The following is an 18,909-nucleotide window of genomic DNA, read 5'->3' on the forward strand; positions in this document are numbered from 1 at the left end:
CGAGAGACCTATGTCTTTCGCACACATGGATCGGGGCAAGGATGCCGCAATGGGTCTGCGCCTCGGGTAATCGCCTTGTTATAAAGAGGGATCGAACACATGACCAAAGTGATTGGTATCGACCTGGGGACGACAAACAGCTGCGTCGCCATCATGGACGGCTCCCAGCCGCGCGTGATTGAGAATTCCGAAGGGGCGCGGACAACGCCCTCCATCGTGGCCTTCACCGATGATGAACGCCTCGTCGGCCAGCCCGCCAAGCGGCAGGCCGTGACCAACCCCGACAACACGATTTTCGGAGTCAAGCGCCTGATCGGACGCCGGTTCGACGATGCGGACCTGGCCAAGGACAAGAAGAACCTCCCCTTCGCCGTCATGGACGGCGGCAATGGCGACGCATGGGTCGAAGCCAAGGGTGAGAAGTATTCGCCGTCCCAAATCTCCGCCTTCATCCTCGGCAAGATGAAGGAAACCGCCGAAAGCTATCTCGGCGAAGAGGTGACGCAAGCCGTCATCACCGTGCCTGCCTATTTCAACGACGCCCAGCGTCAGGCCACCAAGGATGCCGGGAAGATCGCGGGCCTCGAAGTGCTGCGGATCATCAACGAACCGACAGCCGCGGCGCTGGCTTACGGTCTTGATAAAGAGAACACGCAGACCATCGCGGTCTATGACCTTGGCGGCGGTACATTCGACGTCACCATCCTCGAGATCGACGATGGCCTCTTTGAAGTGAAATCCACCAACGGCGACACGTTCCTAGGTGGTGAAGACTTTGACATGCGCATCGTCAACTACCTTGCCGATGAGTTCAAAAAAGAAAACGGCGTCGATCTGACCAAGGACAAGATGGCCCTCCAGCGCCTGAAAGAGGCAGCGGAGAAGGCCAAGATCGAGCTCAGCTCCTCCAGCCAGACCGAGATCAACCAGCCGTTCATCTCGATGGACGCCAAGTCCGGCACGCCGCTGCACATGGTCATGAAGCTGACCCGCGCCAAGCTGGAATCGCTGGTGGGCGACCTGATCAAGGCGTCGATGAAGCCGTGCCAGGCCGCGCTGAAAGACGCCGGCCTGTCGGCATCGGACATTGACGAGGTGGTCCTCGTTGGCGGTATGACCCGCATGCCCAAAGTGGTTGAGGAAGTTACCAAATTCTTCGGCAAAGAGCCGCATAAAGGCGTGAACCCCGACGAGGTCGTCGCCATGGGCGCCGCCATCCAGGCGGGCGTTCTGCAAGGCGACGTCAAGGACGTGGTCCTCTTGGACGTGACCCCACTGTCGCTGGGGATCGAGACGCTGGGCGGTGTCTTCACCCGCCTGATCGACCGCAACACGACGATCCCGACGAAGAAGTCTCAGATCTTCTCGACCGCCGAAGATAACCAGAACGCCGTGACCATCCGGGTCTTCCAGGGTGAGCGTGAAATGGCCGCCGACAACAAGATCCTCGGCCAGTTCAACCTTGAAAACATCCCGCCCGCTCCGCGCGGCCTGCCCCAGATCGAAGTGACCTTCGACATCGACGCCAACGGCATCGTGTCGGTGGGCGCGATGGACAAGGGCACCGGCAAGGAGCAGAAGATCACGATCCAGGCATCGGGTGGCCTCAGCGACGAGGACATCGAAAAGATGGTCAAGGACGCCGAGGAAAACGCCGAGGCCGACAAGGAACGCCGCGAGCTGATCGAGGCGAAAAACCAGGCCGAAAGCCTCATCCACTCGACCGAAAAGTCGATGGAAGAGCATTCCGACAAGGTCGACCCGACCACGATCGAAGCGATCGAATTGGCCATCGCGGCACTCAAGGACGACCTCGAAAAGGAGGATGCGAGCGCCGACAAGATCAAGTCCGGCATCCAGAACGTGACCGAAGCGGCCATGAAGCTGGGCGAGGCGATCTATAAGGCCAGCCAGGAAGACGGCGATGACGAACCGGCGCCGGCGGATGGGCCGCGCGACGACGACGATATTGTCGACGCCGAATTCGAAGATCTGGACGACAACAAGCGTGCCTAAGGCATGACCTAGGAGCCTGTGCGGGCCGGTCCGGATCACGGGCCGGCCCGATGCGTTCCGCCCCAAGGGGACCAAGAAATGGCAAAACGAGACTTCTACGATGTGCTCGGCGTGTCCAAGGGCGCTTCCGCGGACGAGATAAAAAAAGCCTATCGCAAGAAGGCAAAAGAGCTTCATCCCGACCGCAACGCCGACAATCCCGATGCCGAGGCCCAGTTCAAAGAGGCCAACGAAGCGTACGAAATTCTCAAGGATGGCGAGAAGAAAGCAGCCTATGACCGCTTTGGCCACGCCGCGTTCGAAGGCGGCATGGGCGGTGGCGGACCACGCCCCGGCGCAGGAGGCTTCGGCGGCGGTCAGGGCGACTTTTCCAGCGCGTTTTCCGACGTATTCGACGATCTTTTCGGCGACTTCATGGGCGGCCAGCGCGGGGGCGGCGGCGGACGCCGGGCCGCGCGCGGCTCCGATCTGCGCTATAACCTGCGGGTGACTCTGGAGGATGCGTATTCAGGCCTCCAGAAGACGATCAAGGTACCCACTGCCGTGACCTGCCAGGCCTGCGACGGCAATGGCGCCGAAGGCGGGGCAGAACCGACGACATGTCCAACCTGTTCGGGCATGGGCAAAGTGCGCGCGCAGCAAGGGTTTTTCACGGTCGAACGCACCTGCCCCACGTGCAACGGGCTGGGTCAAATCATCAAGAACCCCTGCAAGGTTTGCGGTGGCGCGGGACGGGTCGAAAAGGATCGCGCGCTGAACGTGAACATCCCCGCGGGGGTGGAAACCGGCACCCGCATCCGCCTTGCCGGCGAGGGCGAAGCAGGTATGCGCGGTGGCCCTCCGGGAGATCTCTACATCTTCGTGGAGGTCACCCAGCACGAGCTGTTCGAGCGCGATGGCCCGAACCTTTATTGCCGCGTGCCTGTATCGATGTCCAAGGCCGCTTTGGGCGGGGCTATCGAAGTTCCCACGATCGACGGCGGACGGGGGCGTGTTCAGATCCCCGCGGGGTCTCAATCCGGTCGCCAGATGCGCCTGCGCGGCAAGGGCATGCCCGCACTGCGCGGCGGAGGTGTGGGCGACATGATGATCGAACTTGCAGTGGAAACGCCGGTCAATCTTACGTCCCGGCAGAAAGAGTTGCTTGAGGAATTCGACAAGCTGAGCGAGGACAACAACCCCGAAAGCAAGTCATTCTTCTCGTCCGTGAAATCCTTCTGGGACGGCATGAAGGGGTAAGCGGCGTCCCGGAAACGGTCCAGTGGACCGTTTCAGCCGCGAACGGGCGGAGCCCCGGGGGAACCCGGGCCGGAAATCCGCAGCGTCCTAAGAACGCGATCTAGCTAAAACCAGACCCTCCCACCGGGAGGGTCTTTTCACATCTGTCCGCACCCACTGGACATCCCAACCCCTCGCGCCAATCTTTTCTCAAAGCCCCCAACCCGTCTGACCATATGCTCGCCCGCCTCCGCCCTGTCATCGCACCCGCGCTCCTGATCCTGCTCGTCCTCCTGACGATCCCCTTTGGAATCTATTCGGCGAATTTCGGGGGCAACGGTCTCTCGGGGCAACTTGACGGTCTCTCCCGGTTTCAGATCGACACGATGCCGGTCACCAATGCCTCGATCTTTGCTCACATGCTCGCCGGCGCGCTCGTGACCTGTCTGGCCCCTTTGCAATTGATCGGCGCGATCCGGCGGCGCTGGCCACGCCTTCACCGGCTCAACGGGTACATTCTGATCGTCGTCGCGACGCTCACGGCAATCGGCGGGCTGGTCTTTATCTCCAACCGGGGCACCATCGGCGGGCCGCTGATGAACATGGGTTTTACACTTTACGGTGGGCTAATGCTGCTCTCGGCCATCCAGGCAATGCGCCACGCCCGCGCCCGCCGGTTCGATCTGCACATGGCTTGGGCGCTGCGCCTCTTCGTCCTTGCGATCGGTTCATGGCTTTATCGCGTGCATTACGGGCTTTGGTATGCGCTGACCGGCGGGGCCGCCAGCACAGCCGCATTCACTGGCCTTTTCGATCAGATCCAGATGTTTGCCTTCTACCTGCCCTATCTCGCGCTGTTGGAAATCTGGCTCCAGCGTCGCGGCATCAACACGTTCGCCCGAGATTGATGTCTTCGCACAACCGTGTGCGATGAATGTGGAAATACTCGCCATAACGGGCCACATCCCGAGGGCCGGGGCAGGGTGTTTAACCGAATAGTAACCCTCCTCCCGCAGGCTTGGCCTATGCCCGGATCCAACGCCTTTCGCGAAGCCCCCCTTCCGCTCTTCGACACGGACGAGGCTGTTCCCACGCCTCTCGACAAGGGCGCCCGGCTGCCCTCCTACATCGCCGAACACCGCAAGCGTCTGCGCGCGCGTTTCATGTCCGGCGGGGCCGATGCGATGCCTGATTACGAGCTGCTGGAGCTGATCCTGTTCCGCGCCATTCCCCGTCACGACGTCAAACCGCTGGCCCGTCGCCTGCTGGATCATTTCGGGGACTTCAACCGGGTGCTGACCGCCCCGCCAGAACGCTTGCGCGACGTTCACGGCGTTGGTGACGCCGTTATCACCGACCTCAAGATCCTTGAGGCCTCGGCCCATCGCATGGCGCGCGCAAGAGTAATCCAGCGGCACGTGATCTCAAGCTGGGATGCCGTGCTGGACTATTGCCACACCACGATGGCCCACCGCGAAACGGAGCAGTTTCGCGTTCTCTTTCTCGACCGCAAGAACGTGCTGATCGCGGATGAGGCGCAGGCCAAGGGCACCGTCGATCACGTCCCCGTCTACCCGCGCGAAGTGGCCAAACGGGCGCTGGAACTGAACGCCTCCGCCCTGATCCTGGTACACAATCACCCGTCCGGCGATCCGACGCCATCGCAATCGGATATCGACATGACGGCACAGGTCCAGACCGCTTGCGATGCGCTGGGGCTGACGTTGCATGATCATCTCATTATCGGCAAATCACGCGAACTGAGCTTCCGGTCAGACGGATATCTCTGACGAGAACAAGAAACGTCTTCTGCCTTGAAAGAATTCTTCGCCAGACAGACGGTTATCGCACCCAGACTTCGACCCGGCGGTTCACCTGACGGCCCCAGGCACTGTCATCACAGGCCATCGGCAAGATCTCCCCAAAGGCCTCAACCTCCATCTGTACGCGGTCCAGCGCCGCCGTCTCGGCTGCCGCCACGACGGCATCACGCACGGCCTCTGCCCGGCGCGCGGCGATGCGTTGATTGCCTTCCGCCGGTCCCTCGCCATCGCTGAACCCGACAAAAACAAGGCGTCGGGCGTCATATGTCCCCGCCTCCAGCTCACGGGCCAGCTGCGCCACATTTGAACGGGACTGCGCGTCCAGCCGGGTCGAGCCGGTTTCAAAGCGGAACGATGTCGTCAGCCTCGCGAGCGGGCGCAACCTGTCGATCATCGCCTGCAGATCCTCCAGACCCACTTCCTCTCCGGACGCGGCGATTGCATTGGCAAAGCGGTCACCTTGTTCGTTCAGGGGGATCTCTTCCGGGGCCTGGTCGACAAAGCCAACGCGGCGGATCACGATCTGGGCGGCAGGCCCTCGGGCATAGGCAAGGAACTCCCGCGCGAGCTTGGGCAACCGCCGGGCTGGCGTATAGAGAAACATCGGGGAGGTCAGAGGGTAGTCTTCGGTCTTGATTGTCGTGCGGTTCGCTTCAAGCGAGAACCGGCAGCTTCCGGTCAGCGTCAATGTGCGGGCGCTGCCCGTCTCGGCATAGCTGGCAAGGCCCAGACCGAAGGGATCAACCACCACGGCACGGGCCAGCGCGCTGCTGCGATCATGCCTTGAGATGCCATCGGTCAGTTCAAATCCGACCGGCGCAAGCAATCGATCCTCCGCCGCTTGCGCAAGGCCGGAGCCTTCGGCGGGCAAGTACAGCGATATGGGGGCGTCCGGCCCGCCGAGCATGGACCAATTGGTCACCTGCCCCGAAAAGACCCGCGCCAGCATAGGGGTCGAGATCGTCCGGACCGGATTACCCGGAGCCACGATCGGGACCATCGCGTCAAGAGCCAGCACGCGGCTGCGATTGCGGGCGGTCATGTCGCCCATGCCGGCCTCAGCCGCGCGTTGTCGTTCATCGGCCCGGATTTCACGCAGGGCCATCACAAGATCCGCCTCGTTGGCAAGCAGATCGGCGAAACCTTCATCGGTCGTGGTCACTCGAAAGCCAAGACGCCCGCGCGTGCGCCCCGTTTCTCCGTCAAGAAGGACATAGTCGAAATGCGTGTCGTCCCGTTCTTCCCGCCTGACCATGTACCCACTGCGCAAGGCAAACCCTTCGATCAGGGCGGGCATCAGAACTTCGGCCATGGTGGACGAACCTGAGAAATCGACCTCGGCGACATAGTCGGTCAGGCTGGGACAGCCGGGACCGTCGCATGATACACCGGATCCATCGACCGTTAGCTCTCCGTAAATGGTTTCGACGCGATAAAACTCGCCGTCAAAACCCAGAAGCGTCCCGCTGATCTCCACGCTGCCATCCCGTGATGTCAGCGTCACATCTTGCGCCCAGGTCGCAAGCGCGGTTCCAAACGTAAAAAGTGCGGCGCAGAACGCCGCACGGATCAAAGCCATGTCTATGCCTTACATCAGCGGATCACTTGGCCGCGATCTTCAAGTCATCCAGAAGATTATTCAACACCAGAAAATCACCCACCGCAGTGCAATTTGGCACCGGCAGCACAAGATCGCGCGTGCGAAGATCACCGGTGCTGCGCATTTCAAGCGCTTGCGCCTCGACCTCTCTCCCACATGTGGCCTCGGTGATCTCTGCCTCCACGCTTAGCGCGATGAGCCCGGCGCGATCCGCTGTGGCCGACGGGAATGTATAGATCTCGACCATGCGGGGCATCAGCGTTTCGATGTCGCCAAGACGAACGACAAAGCCACCGTAGACCGCGTCGGCGGCGCCTGACCAGACATGACCGGCTTCACCATAAGTCGCACCGAATTCACGCGCATGGATCTGCAGGCCGCTCTTGCCCGACCATTGCAGGCCGACGCGATCATAAAGCCGCAGCGTCGGAACCTCGGTCTGGGCGACACTGCCTTCGCCGTTTTCGAAGGCCACGATAAAGACAGCCGCTTCGGCCAGGGCGGGAACGTCGACATCGAGGTCACCATCTGCACCGGTCACGGCGGTGAACATCATGCCGCTATGATGCACGGTCAGCCGGGAATTCACGTAGCAGGGCGCACGTACGGACAACCTGACCATGGCACCGGGCATAGGTTCCGCGTCCGCCGAGACGTCACAGACAAGCTGTGGCGCGACCGGATCCTGTGGAAGCTCGGGCACCACACCGGAGAAATCGGCCTCGGGCGTGCCATCCGTGTCTGGCAGGTCCGCCTGGGCCGATGTCAGGGTGATATCTTCAAGGTTGAGCGGAAAGCCATCCGACGTTGGAGCAATCGGCTCCAGCTCTTCCATGACCGCCATCTGACTTTCGAGGTTGAGTGTCGAGACGGGATAGGCCGTCTCTCCCATTTGCATAACATAGCCTATACTCAACGCACACGCCGCCGTTCCCGCGCTCATGGCGAGAAGCCGTAACTTCTTCTTCATCACCTACTCCGTCACCACCCATCCAGTCCCTCGATCGACAGTGGCGGAAGAACGCGGCCAAGTTATGGCCGCGGGGGGGAGTCATTTTGGCGCAAATGCGGCTTTGCAGTGATGTCAGACGAAGCGTCCGTGACAGTGTTTGAACTTCTTGCCCGATCCGCAGGGGCAGGGTTCGTTCCGGCCCGGATTGCCCCATGTGGTCGGATCGTCTTCGACAAATCCGTTCGCAGCAGGCTCCGCCGGTTCGGCGCCAGCCTCTTCCGCCGCGTGCTGAAGCTGCGCCTGCTGGGCGGCCATCTCGGCCATCATCGCGCGCTGCTCTTCCTCGGTCAGCGGGCGGACATGCGACAATTGCTGAGTTACGGTTTCGCGAAGACCGTCAAGAAGCCCTTCGAAAAGCTGGAACCCTTCGCTCTTGTATTCGTTCAGCGGGTCCCGGTTGGCATATCCGCGAAACCCGACAACCGAGCGCAAATGCTCCAGCGTCAGCAAGTGCTCGCGCCACTTGTTGTCGATGGTCTGCAACAGCGACTGTTTTTCAATGAGCCGCATGTTTTCCGCACCGAAGTTCACGGCCTTTTTGGCCATGTGCTCATCGCTGGCCTTGATCAGGCGTTCGATGATGTCTTCGTCATCGACGCCTTCTTCATCAGCCCATTCCATCACCGGCACGTCGATGCCCAGTTTCTCGATGGTCTGCGCATAAAGACCTTCGGTGTCCCACTGGTCGGCATAGGTGTTGGGCGGCAGGTGGTGTGCCACCATATCCTCGATCAATTGATGGCGCATGTCGCGGGTAATCTCCGACACATCCTCGGACGCCATGATCTCGCGCCGCTGGCTAAAGATCACCTTGCGCTGGTCGTTCATCACATCATCGAACTTCAGAACGTTCTTGCGCATGTCAAAGTTGCGGCCCTCGACCTTGGCCTGCGCCCGTTCAAGGGATTTGTTCACCCACGGGTGCACAATGGCCTCGCCCTCTTGCAGACCCAGTGTCTTGAGCACCTTTTCCAACCGGTCAGACCCGAAGATGCGCATCAGGTCATCCTCGAGGCTGAGATAGAAGGCGGACCGTCCGGGATCGCCCTGCCGGCCGGACCGTCCGCGAAGCTGGTTGTCGATCCGCCGGCTTTCGTGGCGTTCCGACGCGATGACGTAAAGACCACCGGCTTCGAGCACCTTTTCCTTTTCCGCGCCGTGTTCCGCTTCGATCCGCGCACGGACCTCCTCGGGATCCGCTTCGGGATCGGCGGTGATCGCTTCCAGCACCTTCATCTCGACATTGCCGCCAAGCTGAATGTCGGTACCGCGACCCGCCATGTTGGTGGCGATGGTGACCGCCCCGAACTTGCCGGCATCAGCCACGATCTGGGCCTCTTTCTCGTGCTGCCGGGCGTTCAGCACGTTGTGTTCCACCCCCGCTTCGGTCAGCAAACCACTCAGCATCTCGGACTTTTCGATGGATGTGGTACCCACGAGGACCGGCTGGCCCTTTTCATTGGCCTTTTTGATCTCGTCGATCATGGCCTGATACTTCTCACGCCCCGTGCGATAGACCTGATCGTCCTCATCGAGTCGCGCGATGGGCTTGTGGGTTGGCACTTCGACCACGCCCAGACCATAGATTTCCTGGAACTCCTCCGCCTCTGTGGCGGCAGTCCCGGTCATGCCCGCCAGCTTTTCGTAAAGCCGGAAGAAATTCTGGAATGTCACACTTGCCAGCGTGACGTTTTCCGGCTGAATCTGTGCGCCTTCCTTGGCCTCGATGGCCTGATGCAGACCCTCGGACAGGCGGCGCCCCGGCATCATCCTGCCGGTAAACTCGTCGATCAGCACAACCTCGCCACCGCGTACGATGTAGTCTTTGTCTTTCTGAAACAACTTATGCGCGCGTAGACCCTGGTTCACATGGTGTACGATCGTGGTGCTTTCCGGGTCGTAAAGCGACTGTCCTTCGGGCAGAAGACCCCGCGCGTGAAGCTGCTCTTCAAGGAATTCGTTGCCTTCATCGGTAAACGTGACCTGACGGTTCTTTTCCTCGATCTCGAAATGGTCCTCGCTCAGCGAGGGGATCAATGCGTCAACCGAGACGTACAATTCCGATCGATCCTGCGACGGACCGGAGATGATCAGAGGCGTGCGCGCCTCGTCGATCAGGATGCTGTCGACCTCATCAACGATGGCGAAATAGTGGTCCTTCTGGAACAGCTCGTTCAGGTCCGACTTCATGTTGTCGCGCAGATAGTCAAAGCCAAACTCGTTATTGGTCGAGTAGGTGATATCGCACTCATAAGCCTTGATCTTGTTCGGCGGACCCATCCCGCTGAATGCATGGCCCGTCGTCATACCCAACATATTATAGACTTTGCCCATCCATTCGGAGTCGCGCTTGGCCAGATAGTCGTTCACCGTGACGATGTGCACGCCCCGCCCGGTCAACGCGTTGAGGTAGGCCGCGAAGGTCGCTGTGAGCGTCTTGCCTTCACCGGTCTTCTGCTCGGCGATGTTGCCCTGGTGAAGAAAGATGCCACCCATCAACTGCGTGTCGAACGCACGCAGACCCAGGGCCCGTTTCGCGGCCTCTCGGCAATTGGCGAAGGCTTCGGGCAGCAGATCGTCGAGGCTTTCGCCCCCTTCATGCCGCTTGCGGAATTCCTCCGTCTTGGCCTGCAGGTCGTCGTCGCTCAGCTTCTCGTATTCGGGCTCCAGCGCGTTGATCTTTTCGATCACCGAGCGGGTCGCCTTGATCTTACGGTCGTTCGGTGTGCCGAACACCTTTTTGGCGAGTGTTCCGATACCCAGCATGTGTTCTCCAGCGGATCTGACTTTTTCGTGCCTGGCGCAGACTTGCCCGCCCCGCACGCAGCTCGTAGATACGTTGGTGAAGACGGCCTTGGCCAAGCCCTGTCGCGATGTAAGGGGCGGGCCAAACCGTGTCAACGCCGCGTCCCGCCGTGGCCTGCTTATAGGATGAATGAATGCGTAAAGGTCTCACATTTCTGCCAGCACTCGCACTTGCTGCCATAATGGCGAACCCGCTGGCCGCTGAGGATACCGCCGACCCAAGCACGGTCGTCGCCGTCGTCAACGGGACCGAGATCACGCTGGGCCACATGATCGTGGCCCACGCCACTCTGCCCGAGCAGTATCAACAGCTTCCCCCCGAGGTGCTGTTTACCGGGATCCTCGACCAGCTTATCCAGCAAACCACGCTGGCACAGTCGCTCGAAGGGGAACCGGCGGATCGTGTGACCCTGTCGCTTGAGAACGAGGAACGGTCCCTTGTCGCGGCGGAAGTGATCGAGCAGGTGATGGGCCAGCCGATCAGCGATGAAGAGGTCCAAGCCGCCTACGACGAGCAGTACCAAAGCGGGCCCGCGGGCGAGGAATACAACGCCTCGCATATCCTGGTGGAGACGGAGGAAGAAGCCATCGCGATCAAGACAGAGATCGACGGCGGTGCCGACTTCGCAGAAACAGCCCGAGAGAAATCCACCGGCCCTTCGGGCCCCAATGGCGGAGAGCTGGGCTGGTTCGGGCCGGGTCGCATGGTCCCCGACTTCGAGGCTGCGGTCATCGCGCTAGAGCCGGGCCAGGTCTCGGACCCGGTGCAGACAGAGTTCGGCTGGCATGTGATCAAACTGAACGAAACCCGCGCCGTCACCGCGCCCGAGCTTGAGGAAGTGCGCGAGCAGATCCTGATGAGCCTGCGCCAGGCCGCGGTCGAAGACCGGGTGGAAGAGCTGACCGATGGGGCTGATATCGAACGCCCCGATGTCTCGGCCATTCCGCCTGAAACCATTCGCAATCTGGACCTGCTTGGCAACTGACATGGCCGGCAAGACCAGTCGGTCGCCTTTGGCGCCGGCCTCGTTTCCAGACATGCCTCGGATTGAAGGTGTCCGGTTCGCCAGCGTCGCGGCTGGCGTTCGCTATGCCGGTCGGCTTGACGTTATGCTGGCCGAGTTGGCGCCGGGCACATCCATCGCCGGCGTATTTACAAAGTCCTCTACGCGCGCGGCCCCCGTTCTGGACTGTCAGGCAAAGCTGGGCGGAGACCCAACAGGAGGGGCCGCAATTCTGGTGAATGCCGGAAATGCAAACGCGTTCACGGGTCATTACGGCCAAACGTCAGTGGGCGCATTGACCGACGCCCTGGCAACCCGGCTTGATCTTCCGAAAGAACGGATCTTCACCGCCTCGACCGGTGTGATCGGGGAACCCCTGCCCCATGACCGAATTCTCGACCAACTGGATCATCTCGGCAACGCGCTTGATGGCGCAGGCATAGACGAAGCCGCGCAGGCGATCATGACGACCGATACCTTCCCGAAGGGATCGGCCCGCGCGATTGAGATCAACGGCAAAGAGGTCCGTATCGCCGGCATCGCCAAGGGATCTGGCATGATCGCGCCGGACATGGCCACGATGCTTGTCTACATCTTCACCGATGCGGCCTATGACCAATCACAGCTACAGACGGTCCTGACGCGCCTTACGGAAAAGACCTTCAACTGCATCACCGTCGACAGTGACACATCCACATCCGACACTCTGATGGTATGCGCGACAGGTGCCTCTGGCGTGGATGCGACCGACGACCCGGTATTTTCCGACGCTCTGGGCGATGTCATGCTTGATCTGGCCCATCAAGTCGTTCGTGACGGCGAAGGCGCTTCGAAGTTTGTCGAGATCGTTGTGACGGGCGCCGTTTCGGATGCAGAGGCCAAAACGCATGGCTTATCCATCGCCAACTCTCCGTTGGTGAAAACGGCAATCGCCGGTGAGGACCCGAACTGGGGCAGGGTGGTGATGGCGATCGGCAAGTCTGGCGTGACCGCCGATCGTGATCGCCTCAGCATATGGTTTGGCGACATTCTTGTGGCGGAGAAAGGCTGGGTCAGCCCGGACTATGTCGAAGTCGATGCAGCCGCTTACATGAAGCAACAGGATCTTGTTCTTCGGGTTGATATAGGTCTTGGCGAGGGGTCGGCCAAGGTTTGGACCTGCGACCTGACCCACGGCTACATCCAAATCAACGCGGATTACCGATCATGAAGACAGTGCTGGTTTCGGCGGTTGCCCTTATCGATATCGACGGTCGCGTCCTTATCGCACAAAGGCCCGAGGGCAAATCGATGGCCGGGCTTTGGGAATTTCCGGGCGGCAAGGTGGAACCGGGCGAGACACCCGAGCAGGCCCTCATCCGCGAACTGGAGGAAGAGTTGGGCATCAACACCTGGCGCTCGTGCCTCGCACCTCTGACATTCGCCAGCCACAGCTATGATGACTTTCACTTGCTGATGCCGCTGTTCGCTTGCCGGAAGTGGGAAGGAATCCCCGTCTCACGCGAGGGGCAGCGGTTGAAATGGGCGAAGGCGCAGGAATTGTCTGACTATCCTATGCCGAAAGCGGACATTCCACTGATTCCCGTATTACGGGATTGGCTTTGAGGAGATCGGCGGTTCTTCGCCTCTCCTAGGATCCCTCTCAAAATACGGGCACCTTTTTCGTGATTTGCCTAGAATCGATGCAAAAATTCTCAAAAAAAACACATTTGTAACCGAATTATTGATGTTTTGTTAACCCCATATGATGTAATCTAAACCAGTCAGTTTCTTTTGGGGAGGACTAGACATGCTTCGTACTATCACTGTGGGCAGCTGTGTGTCTGTGCAGGGCACATATGTTCGTTCGCTTCCGGATGGACGGATTGCCGTCCGTGTCGGGCGCACAGTGTATGCGGGCAGCCCAGTTACACGGGCCGCTTAGGCAATACACTCACGACAATACAAAAGGGGACAGATGAGCAGTCTGTCCCCTTTGTCGTTTCTGGGGCCAGGATGAAAGGTGCCTGACCCCAAGCTCTCTTAGTCGAGTGTGCGGGTCACTTCCTCACGCTCGAAGATCTCGATCACATCGCCAGCGCGGATGTCTTCGTAATTCTCGAACGCCATACCGCATTCCTGACCCGACTGAACCTCGGCCACTTCGTCCTTGAAGCGTTTGAGCGTTTTCAGCGTGCCTTCGTGGATCACCACGTTGTCGCGCAGAAGACGCACACCGGCGGACCGACGTGCGACACCTTCGGTGACCAGACACCCGGCGACCTTGCCAACACCGGAGACCTTGAAGACTTCCTTGATCTCGGCATAGCCGATGAAGTTCTCGCGGATCTCGGCACTTAGCAGACCGCTTGCAGCCGCTTTGACGTCGTCGACCAGATCGTAGATCACCGAATAATACCGGATTTCCACGCCTTTCTGGTTCGCCGTGTTCCGTGCGGGCGCGTTGGCTCGAACGTTGAAGCCCATGATCGGCGCGCCGCTGGCTTCGGCCAGACCGACATCGGTTTCGGTGATCGCACCCACGCCCGAATGAAGGACGCGCACGCGCACCTCGTCGTTGCCGATCTTCTCCATCGCCTGAACGATCGCCTCGGCAGAACCCTGTACGTCGGCTTTGACCAGAATGGGCAATTCGCTGACATTCTCGTCCGCCTTGGCGTTGGCCATAAGCTGTTCCAGCGTCGTCGCGGCGCCAGCCGCGGCGCGTTTGTCCTTGGCCGCCTTTTCGCGATATTCCGCGATCTCGCGCGCCTGCGCTTCGGTCTCGACCACGTTCAGAACATCACCCGCCTCGGGCGTACCATTGAGGCCCAGCACCTCGACCGGAACAGAGGGGCCTGCGGATTTCATCCGCTCACCCTTGTCGTTCTCCATCGCGCGGACTTTACCCCATTGCTCACCAACAACGAAAATATCGCCTTGTTTGAGCGTACCGGTCTGCACCAGAACCGTCGCAACCGGGCCACGACCCACATCAAGCTTGGCTTCGATCACAGCGGCTTGGGCCGAACGGTCCGGGTTGGCCTTCAGCTCAAGGATCTCGGCCTGCAGTGCGATCGCTTCCAGAAGGTCATCAAGTCCCTGACCGGTGATCGCAGAAACTTCGACATCCTGCACTTCACCGGACATCTTCTCGACAATCACTTCGTGTTGCAGAAGATCGGTGCGCACCTTGTCCGGATTCGCATCCGGCTTATCCACCTTGTTGATCGCGACGATCATCGGCACTTCGGCGGCTTTGGCGTGATTGATGGCCTCAATCGTTTGGGGCATCACCGCATCATCCGCAGCAACCACCAGAACAACGATATCCGTCACCTGCGCCCCGCGGGACCGCATGGAGGTAAAGGCCGCGTGGCCCGGCGTGTCGAGGAACGACAGAACCGCGCCGCTTTCGGTTTTCACCTGGTAGGCGCCGATATGCTGCGTAATGCCGCCCGCTTCGCCCGCGACCACCTTGGCATCGCGGATCGCATCCAGAAGAGACGTCTTTCCGTGGTCGACGTGACCCATGATCGTGATCACGGGCGGGCGACCTTCAAGATCGCCTTCCTCATCCTCGACCTGCTGGATGACGTCCTCGACATCCGCATCCGAGACCCGGACGATCTTATGCCCGAATTCCTCGACGATCAGTTCCGCGGTGTCGGCATCAATGGTCTGGTTTTGCGTCACCATCATGCCGTTGTTCATCAACGCCTTGACGACCTCGCCCACCTTTTCGGACATGCGGTTGGCCAGTTCGGAGACCACGATCGCCTCGGGCACCTGCACGTCGCGGACAACCTTTTCCCGCTCGACCTGGCCGCCCATTGCCTTTTGGCGTGCGCGCTCCTGCTTGCGTTTCATCGCAGCCATCGACCGCTGACGCCCGCCTTCACCACCCGAAAGCGCCTGATTGAGGGTCAGCTTGCCCGAACGACGACCATCGTCGCGGCCCTTGCCGCGCGTCTGGCGCTGATCGCGCTCCCGGTCGGTTTTCCGTGGCGTCGCAGCGGGCGCAGGCTTGTTGGGCGCGGTGCGTGCCTGGGGTGCGGGCGCAGGCTCGGCCGCGGCTCGTTTGGCAGCTTCCTCGGCCTCGCGGCGCTTGCGTTCTTCTTCCTCGGCTTTCGCCTTGGCGCGCTCTTCACGCTCTTTTTCTTCGCGTTCCTTGGCTTCCGCCTCCGCGCGTCTGCGTTCCCGCTCTTCTGCGCGGGCCTTTTCTTCGGCCGCGCGGGCGGCGGCCTCTTCGGCCTCGCGGGCCTTGGCAGCTTGCACGGCTTTCAACCGGCGCGCCATTTCCGCGTCGGAAATACCGGCGGGACGGCGGGACGGATCACCCCCGGCAGACACGCCAGAAGATCCCCCTTTGCCCGCACCAGGCTTGGGGACCACAACGCGCTTGCGCTTGGTCTCCACCACGACATTCTTCGTCCGTCCGTGGCTGAAACTCTGTTTCACATTCCCCGGACGGGACCCGCCGCGCAAACCCAATGTCTTCTTGCCGTCAGTATCGCTCATAAAGCTCTTTATCCTTCCCGGCGGCCCCTGCCGCCGTCTGTTGGGCGGAGGCCCTTCAGTCGCTGCGCTTCCTCTACAACACGTTGCGTGAGTCCACCAGAGGCGAGCGCCGCATGTATCACAGTTTGACGTCCAAAGGCCATGCCGAGCTCATCTGCCGTCAGCCAGCCTATGTAATGGCCGTAATGCGGCGTGCTCAGCTTGGACTTCCCACGCCCTGACCCGTCCACCGCCTGAATCAGCACTTCTGCCTCTTCCTTGGACAGCCAGTCTTTTGTCTTTTCGTAACCCGAGACCGCATCCCCGGATTTCCGCGCCAGGCTGATCAGATCGACCACCCGCCGCAGCAATTGCCGCTCAACCTCGTCTGCCAGACCGTCACCCACCTGCACCGGTTGCTTAAGGCCGCGGGCAAAGAGCTTTTTGCTCACCGCCCGCGCCAGTGCCTTGCGGTCTGAGGATACATATACACCGCGTCCGGGCAGTTTGCCCAGCACATCCGGTACGATTTGACCCTCAGGACCTGCCACAAATCGGATCAGCCCGTGTTTTGGCTGCACCTCACCCGTGGCAATGCACTTGCGATCCGGACCGTCCGTGCGGTCTTTCGAGGCGCCACCGCGACTCATCTGGAACCCCCGGGGGCCTGAGATCAGGCCCCGGTCTCCTCTTGCTCGGCTTCGACCTCTTCCCCTTCGGCTTCCTCAGCCTCCAGATCCGCAGGATCGACCCAACCCAGAAGGATGCGTGCGGTCATCACCAGTTGCTGTGCTTCCTCCAGCGACACGTCGAAGGGTTCGAGAATACCGTCATCCTTGACCCGCTCGCCATCCACCGTGGTCCAGCCGCCGGCCAGTTCCCAATCCGCGCAGGTGGCAAAGTCCTCCAGCGTTTTCACATCATCCTTGGCCAGAGCTTCGATCATCTGGGGTGTAAGGCCCTCGAATTCAACCAGGCTGTCCTCAACACCCAGCGCACGAGCATTTTCCAGCGCCGCCTTGTTCTGCGCTTCGAGGTAATCGCGCGCCCGGGCCTGCAGCTCCTCGGCGGTGCCTTCATCGACACCGTCGATCACCAGCAATTCGTCAAGCTCGACATAGGCCACCTCTTCGAGGTTAGTGAAGCCTTCCGAAACCAGAAGCTGGGCAAAGAATTCGTCCAGATCGAGCGTGTCCATGAAGAGTTGCGTGCGCTCTTCGAATTCCTTCTGCCGGCGCGCGCTTTCCTCTTCCTCGGTCATGATGTCGATGTCGAGCGCCGTCAGTTGCGACGCCAGCCGCACGTTCTGACCGCGCCGCCCGATAGCGAGGCTCAATTGTTCCTCGGGCACCACGACCTCGATCCGTTCGGCCTCTTCATCCAGAACCACCTTGGACACTTCGGCCGGTTGCAGCGCGTTCACAAGGAAGGTCGGCTGATCCTCGTTCCACGGGATGATGTCGATCTTCTCGCCCTGCAATTCGTTCACCACCGCCTGCACGCGGGAGCCGCGCATACCCACGCAGGCGCCCACCGGGTCAATGGAGTTATCGTACGAAATGACCGCGATTTTAGCACGGGAGCCGGGGTCGCGCGCGACCGCCTTGATCTCGATGATGCCGTCGTAGATCTCCGGCACTTCCATCTTGAAGAGCTCGGCCATGAACTCGGGCGCCGTGCGGCTCAGGAAGATCTGGGGGCCGCGCGGCTCGCGGCGCACGTCCTTGATGTAGACGCGGATGCGGTCATTCGGCCGGTAGCTTTCGCGTCCGATCTTCTCGTTGCGCCGCAGGATCGCTTCGCCCGCGCCCACATCGACGATGACGTTGCCGTATTCTTCGCGCTTGACCAGACCGTTGATGATCGTGCCCGCGCGGTCCTTGAATTCCTCGTATTGCCGGTCCCGCTCAGCCTCGCGCACCTTTTGCAGGATCACCTGCTTGGCGCTTTGGGCGGCGATGCGGCCCATTTCGACCGGGGGCACTTCCTCAACAAAGGTGTCGCCGACCTGGGGGTCATCCAGATATTGCTTGGCCTGTTCGACGGTGAATTCCGCCTGATAATTCTCAAGCTCTTCGTCCTCGACCACCGTGCGCACACGCGTGAACGTCGCCTTGCCGGTCTTGCGGTCGATGGACACGCGAATGTCCATCTCCGCGCCGTAGCGGGACTTGGCCGCTCGGGCGAGCGATTCTTCCATCGCCTCGACCACCAGACCGGGGTCGATCATCTTTTCGCGGGCCACAGCCTCGGCGGTTTGCAACAGCTCCAGCTGGTTTGCGGATGTAATGGCCATTAGGTGTCCTCCTCTGACCCAGTCGTCTCTATCTCGTCGAATTTGTCTTCGTTCAGCGTGCCCGCCGCCTTGCGCTGGCGCAGCATTTCCTTGATCAGATCGTCGGTCAGCACGAGTTTCGCATCACTCAGCCAATCGAATTGCAGCCCGATCGTGCCTTCCTCGATATTGATCAGAACCTCGTCATCCTCGACCCCTGCAAGCACGCCCTTGAAGCGGCGGCGCCCGTCGATCAGTTCAGCCGTTTCCAGCTTGGCCTCGTACCCTTCGAAGGTCTCGAAATCCTTCAGCCGTGTCAGCGGACGGTCGATGCCCGGGCTCGACACTTCCAGCGTGTAGGCATCCAGGATCGGATCCTCGACATCCAGGACCGCGCTCACCGCGTTGGAAATCTCGGCGCAATCGTCCACCTCGATGCCGCCATCGGCCTTGTCGGCCATGATCTGCAGCGTTGTGGATTTGCCCGACATCAGCCGCACGCGCACCAGCTCATACCCCATCCCTTCGATCACGGGGGTGATGATCTCCGCCATCCGGCGGTCAATGGCTGCTTTGGCAATCAGATCGTTGCTCATCTTGATCCAAACACAAAAAAACGGGCCCGCGGCCCGTTACACTTTCCGGTGGAGCCTCAGGAGAGCCTGACGCGCCGCTGT

14 protein-coding genes are annotated in these 18,909 nt (G+C 60.7%); 7 read left to right on the forward strand and 7 right to left on the reverse strand.

All coding sequences use genetic code 11. The features are described 5' to 3' along the window. Positions 1-99: 99 nt before the first annotated feature. The 4 genes from dnaK to radC all read left to right on the forward strand — a co-directional run bounded on the left by dnaK (position 100) and on the right by radC (position 5,024). Positions 100-2,016, forward strand: a complete 1,917-nt coding sequence (gene dnaK / locus CFI11_RS23050) for a molecular chaperone DnaK (RefSeq protein WP_130409824.1) — start codon at positions 100-102, stop codon at positions 2,014-2,016. A 78-nt stretch (positions 2,017-2,094) separates the two neighbouring features. Next, a complete protein-coding gene (gene dnaJ, locus CFI11_RS23055) occupies positions 2,095-3,255 on the forward strand; it encodes a molecular chaperone DnaJ (protein WP_130409825.1) in 1,161 nt (386 codons plus the stop codon). 215 nt (positions 3,256-3,470) lie between these two features. After that, a complete protein-coding gene (locus CFI11_RS23060; RefSeq protein WP_130409826.1) occupies positions 3,471-4,142 on the forward strand; it encodes a DUF2306 domain-containing protein in 672 nt (223 codons plus the stop codon). Between the two features lie 117 nt (positions 4,143-4,259). Further along, positions 4,260-5,024, forward strand: coding sequence for a DNA repair protein RadC (radC, locus tag CFI11_RS23065; protein WP_130409827.1), 765 nt, complete (start codon positions 4,260-4,262; stop codon positions 5,022-5,024). A gap of 52 nt (positions 5,025-5,076) precedes the next feature. Here radC and CFI11_RS23070 read toward each other — a convergent pair whose 3' ends face one another. The 3 genes from CFI11_RS23070 to secA all read right to left on the reverse strand — a co-directional run bounded on the left by CFI11_RS23070 (position 5,077) and on the right by secA (position 10,435). After that, positions 5,077-6,636 carry a substrate-binding domain-containing protein gene (locus CFI11_RS23070; protein WP_130409828.1) on the reverse strand — a complete coding sequence of 520 codons (1,560 nt, stop codon included), beginning with the start codon at positions 6,634-6,636 and terminating at the stop codon, positions 5,077-5,079. A gap of 22 nt (positions 6,637-6,658) precedes the next feature. Then, entirely contained in the window at positions 6,659-7,627 is a 969-nt protein-coding gene (locus tag CFI11_RS23075) for a hypothetical protein (protein ID WP_130409829.1), read from the reverse strand. Positions 7,628-7,741: 114 nt separating this feature from the next. Then, positions 7,742-10,435, reverse strand: coding sequence for a preprotein translocase subunit SecA (secA, locus tag CFI11_RS23080; protein ID WP_130409830.1), 2,694 nt, complete (start codon positions 10,433-10,435; stop codon positions 7,742-7,744). 173 nt (positions 10,436-10,608) lie between these two features. Between secA and CFI11_RS23085 the strand changes: the two genes are divergently transcribed. The 3 genes from CFI11_RS23085 to mutT are packed head-to-tail and all read left to right on the forward strand — an operon-like array spanning position 10,609 to position 13,083. After that, positions 10,609-11,460, forward strand: coding sequence for a peptidylprolyl isomerase (locus CFI11_RS23085; protein WP_130409831.1), 852 nt, complete (start codon positions 10,609-10,611; stop codon positions 11,458-11,460). 1 nt (position 11,461) lies between these two features. After that, a complete protein-coding gene (gene argJ / locus CFI11_RS23090) occupies positions 11,462-12,688 on the forward strand; it encodes a bifunctional glutamate N-acetyltransferase/amino-acid acetyltransferase ArgJ (RefSeq protein WP_130409832.1) in 1,227 nt (408 codons plus the stop codon). Beyond that, positions 12,685-13,083, forward strand: coding sequence for an 8-oxo-dGTP diphosphatase MutT (gene mutT / locus CFI11_RS23095; RefSeq protein ID WP_130409833.1), 399 nt, complete (start codon positions 12,685-12,687; stop codon positions 13,081-13,083). The genes argJ and mutT overlap by 4 nt, the downstream gene beginning before the upstream one ends. Positions 13,084-13,500: 417 nt before the next feature. Here mutT and infB read toward each other — a convergent pair whose 3' ends face one another. From infB to rimP, 4 genes are read right to left on the reverse strand one after another with little or no spacing between them, the layout of a single operon-like run. Then, positions 13,501-15,978 carry a translation initiation factor IF-2 gene (infB, locus tag CFI11_RS23100; protein ID WP_130409834.1) on the reverse strand — a complete coding sequence of 826 codons (2,478 nt, stop codon included), beginning with the start codon at positions 15,976-15,978 and terminating at the stop codon, positions 13,501-13,503. Between the two features lie 8 nt (positions 15,979-15,986). Then, entirely contained in the window at positions 15,987-16,607 is a 621-nt protein-coding gene (locus tag CFI11_RS23105) for an RNA-binding protein (protein ID WP_130409835.1), read from the reverse strand. A gap of 23 nt (positions 16,608-16,630) precedes the next feature. Next, positions 16,631-18,253, reverse strand: a complete 1,623-nt coding sequence (gene nusA, locus CFI11_RS23110; protein ID WP_130409836.1) for a transcription termination factor NusA — start codon at positions 18,251-18,253, stop codon at positions 16,631-16,633. Further along, complete coding sequence (rimP, locus tag CFI11_RS23115) at positions 18,253-18,828, reverse strand: ribosome maturation factor RimP (RefSeq protein WP_130409837.1); 576 nt, start codon at positions 18,826-18,828, stop codon at positions 18,253-18,255. Before rimP ends, nusA begins: the two co-directional genes overlap by 1 nt. Positions 18,829-18,909 lie beyond the last annotated feature (81 nt).

The organism is Thalassococcus sp. S3 (genome assembly GCF_004216475.1).
GTDB lineage: Bacteria > Pseudomonadota > Alphaproteobacteria > Rhodobacterales > Rhodobacteraceae.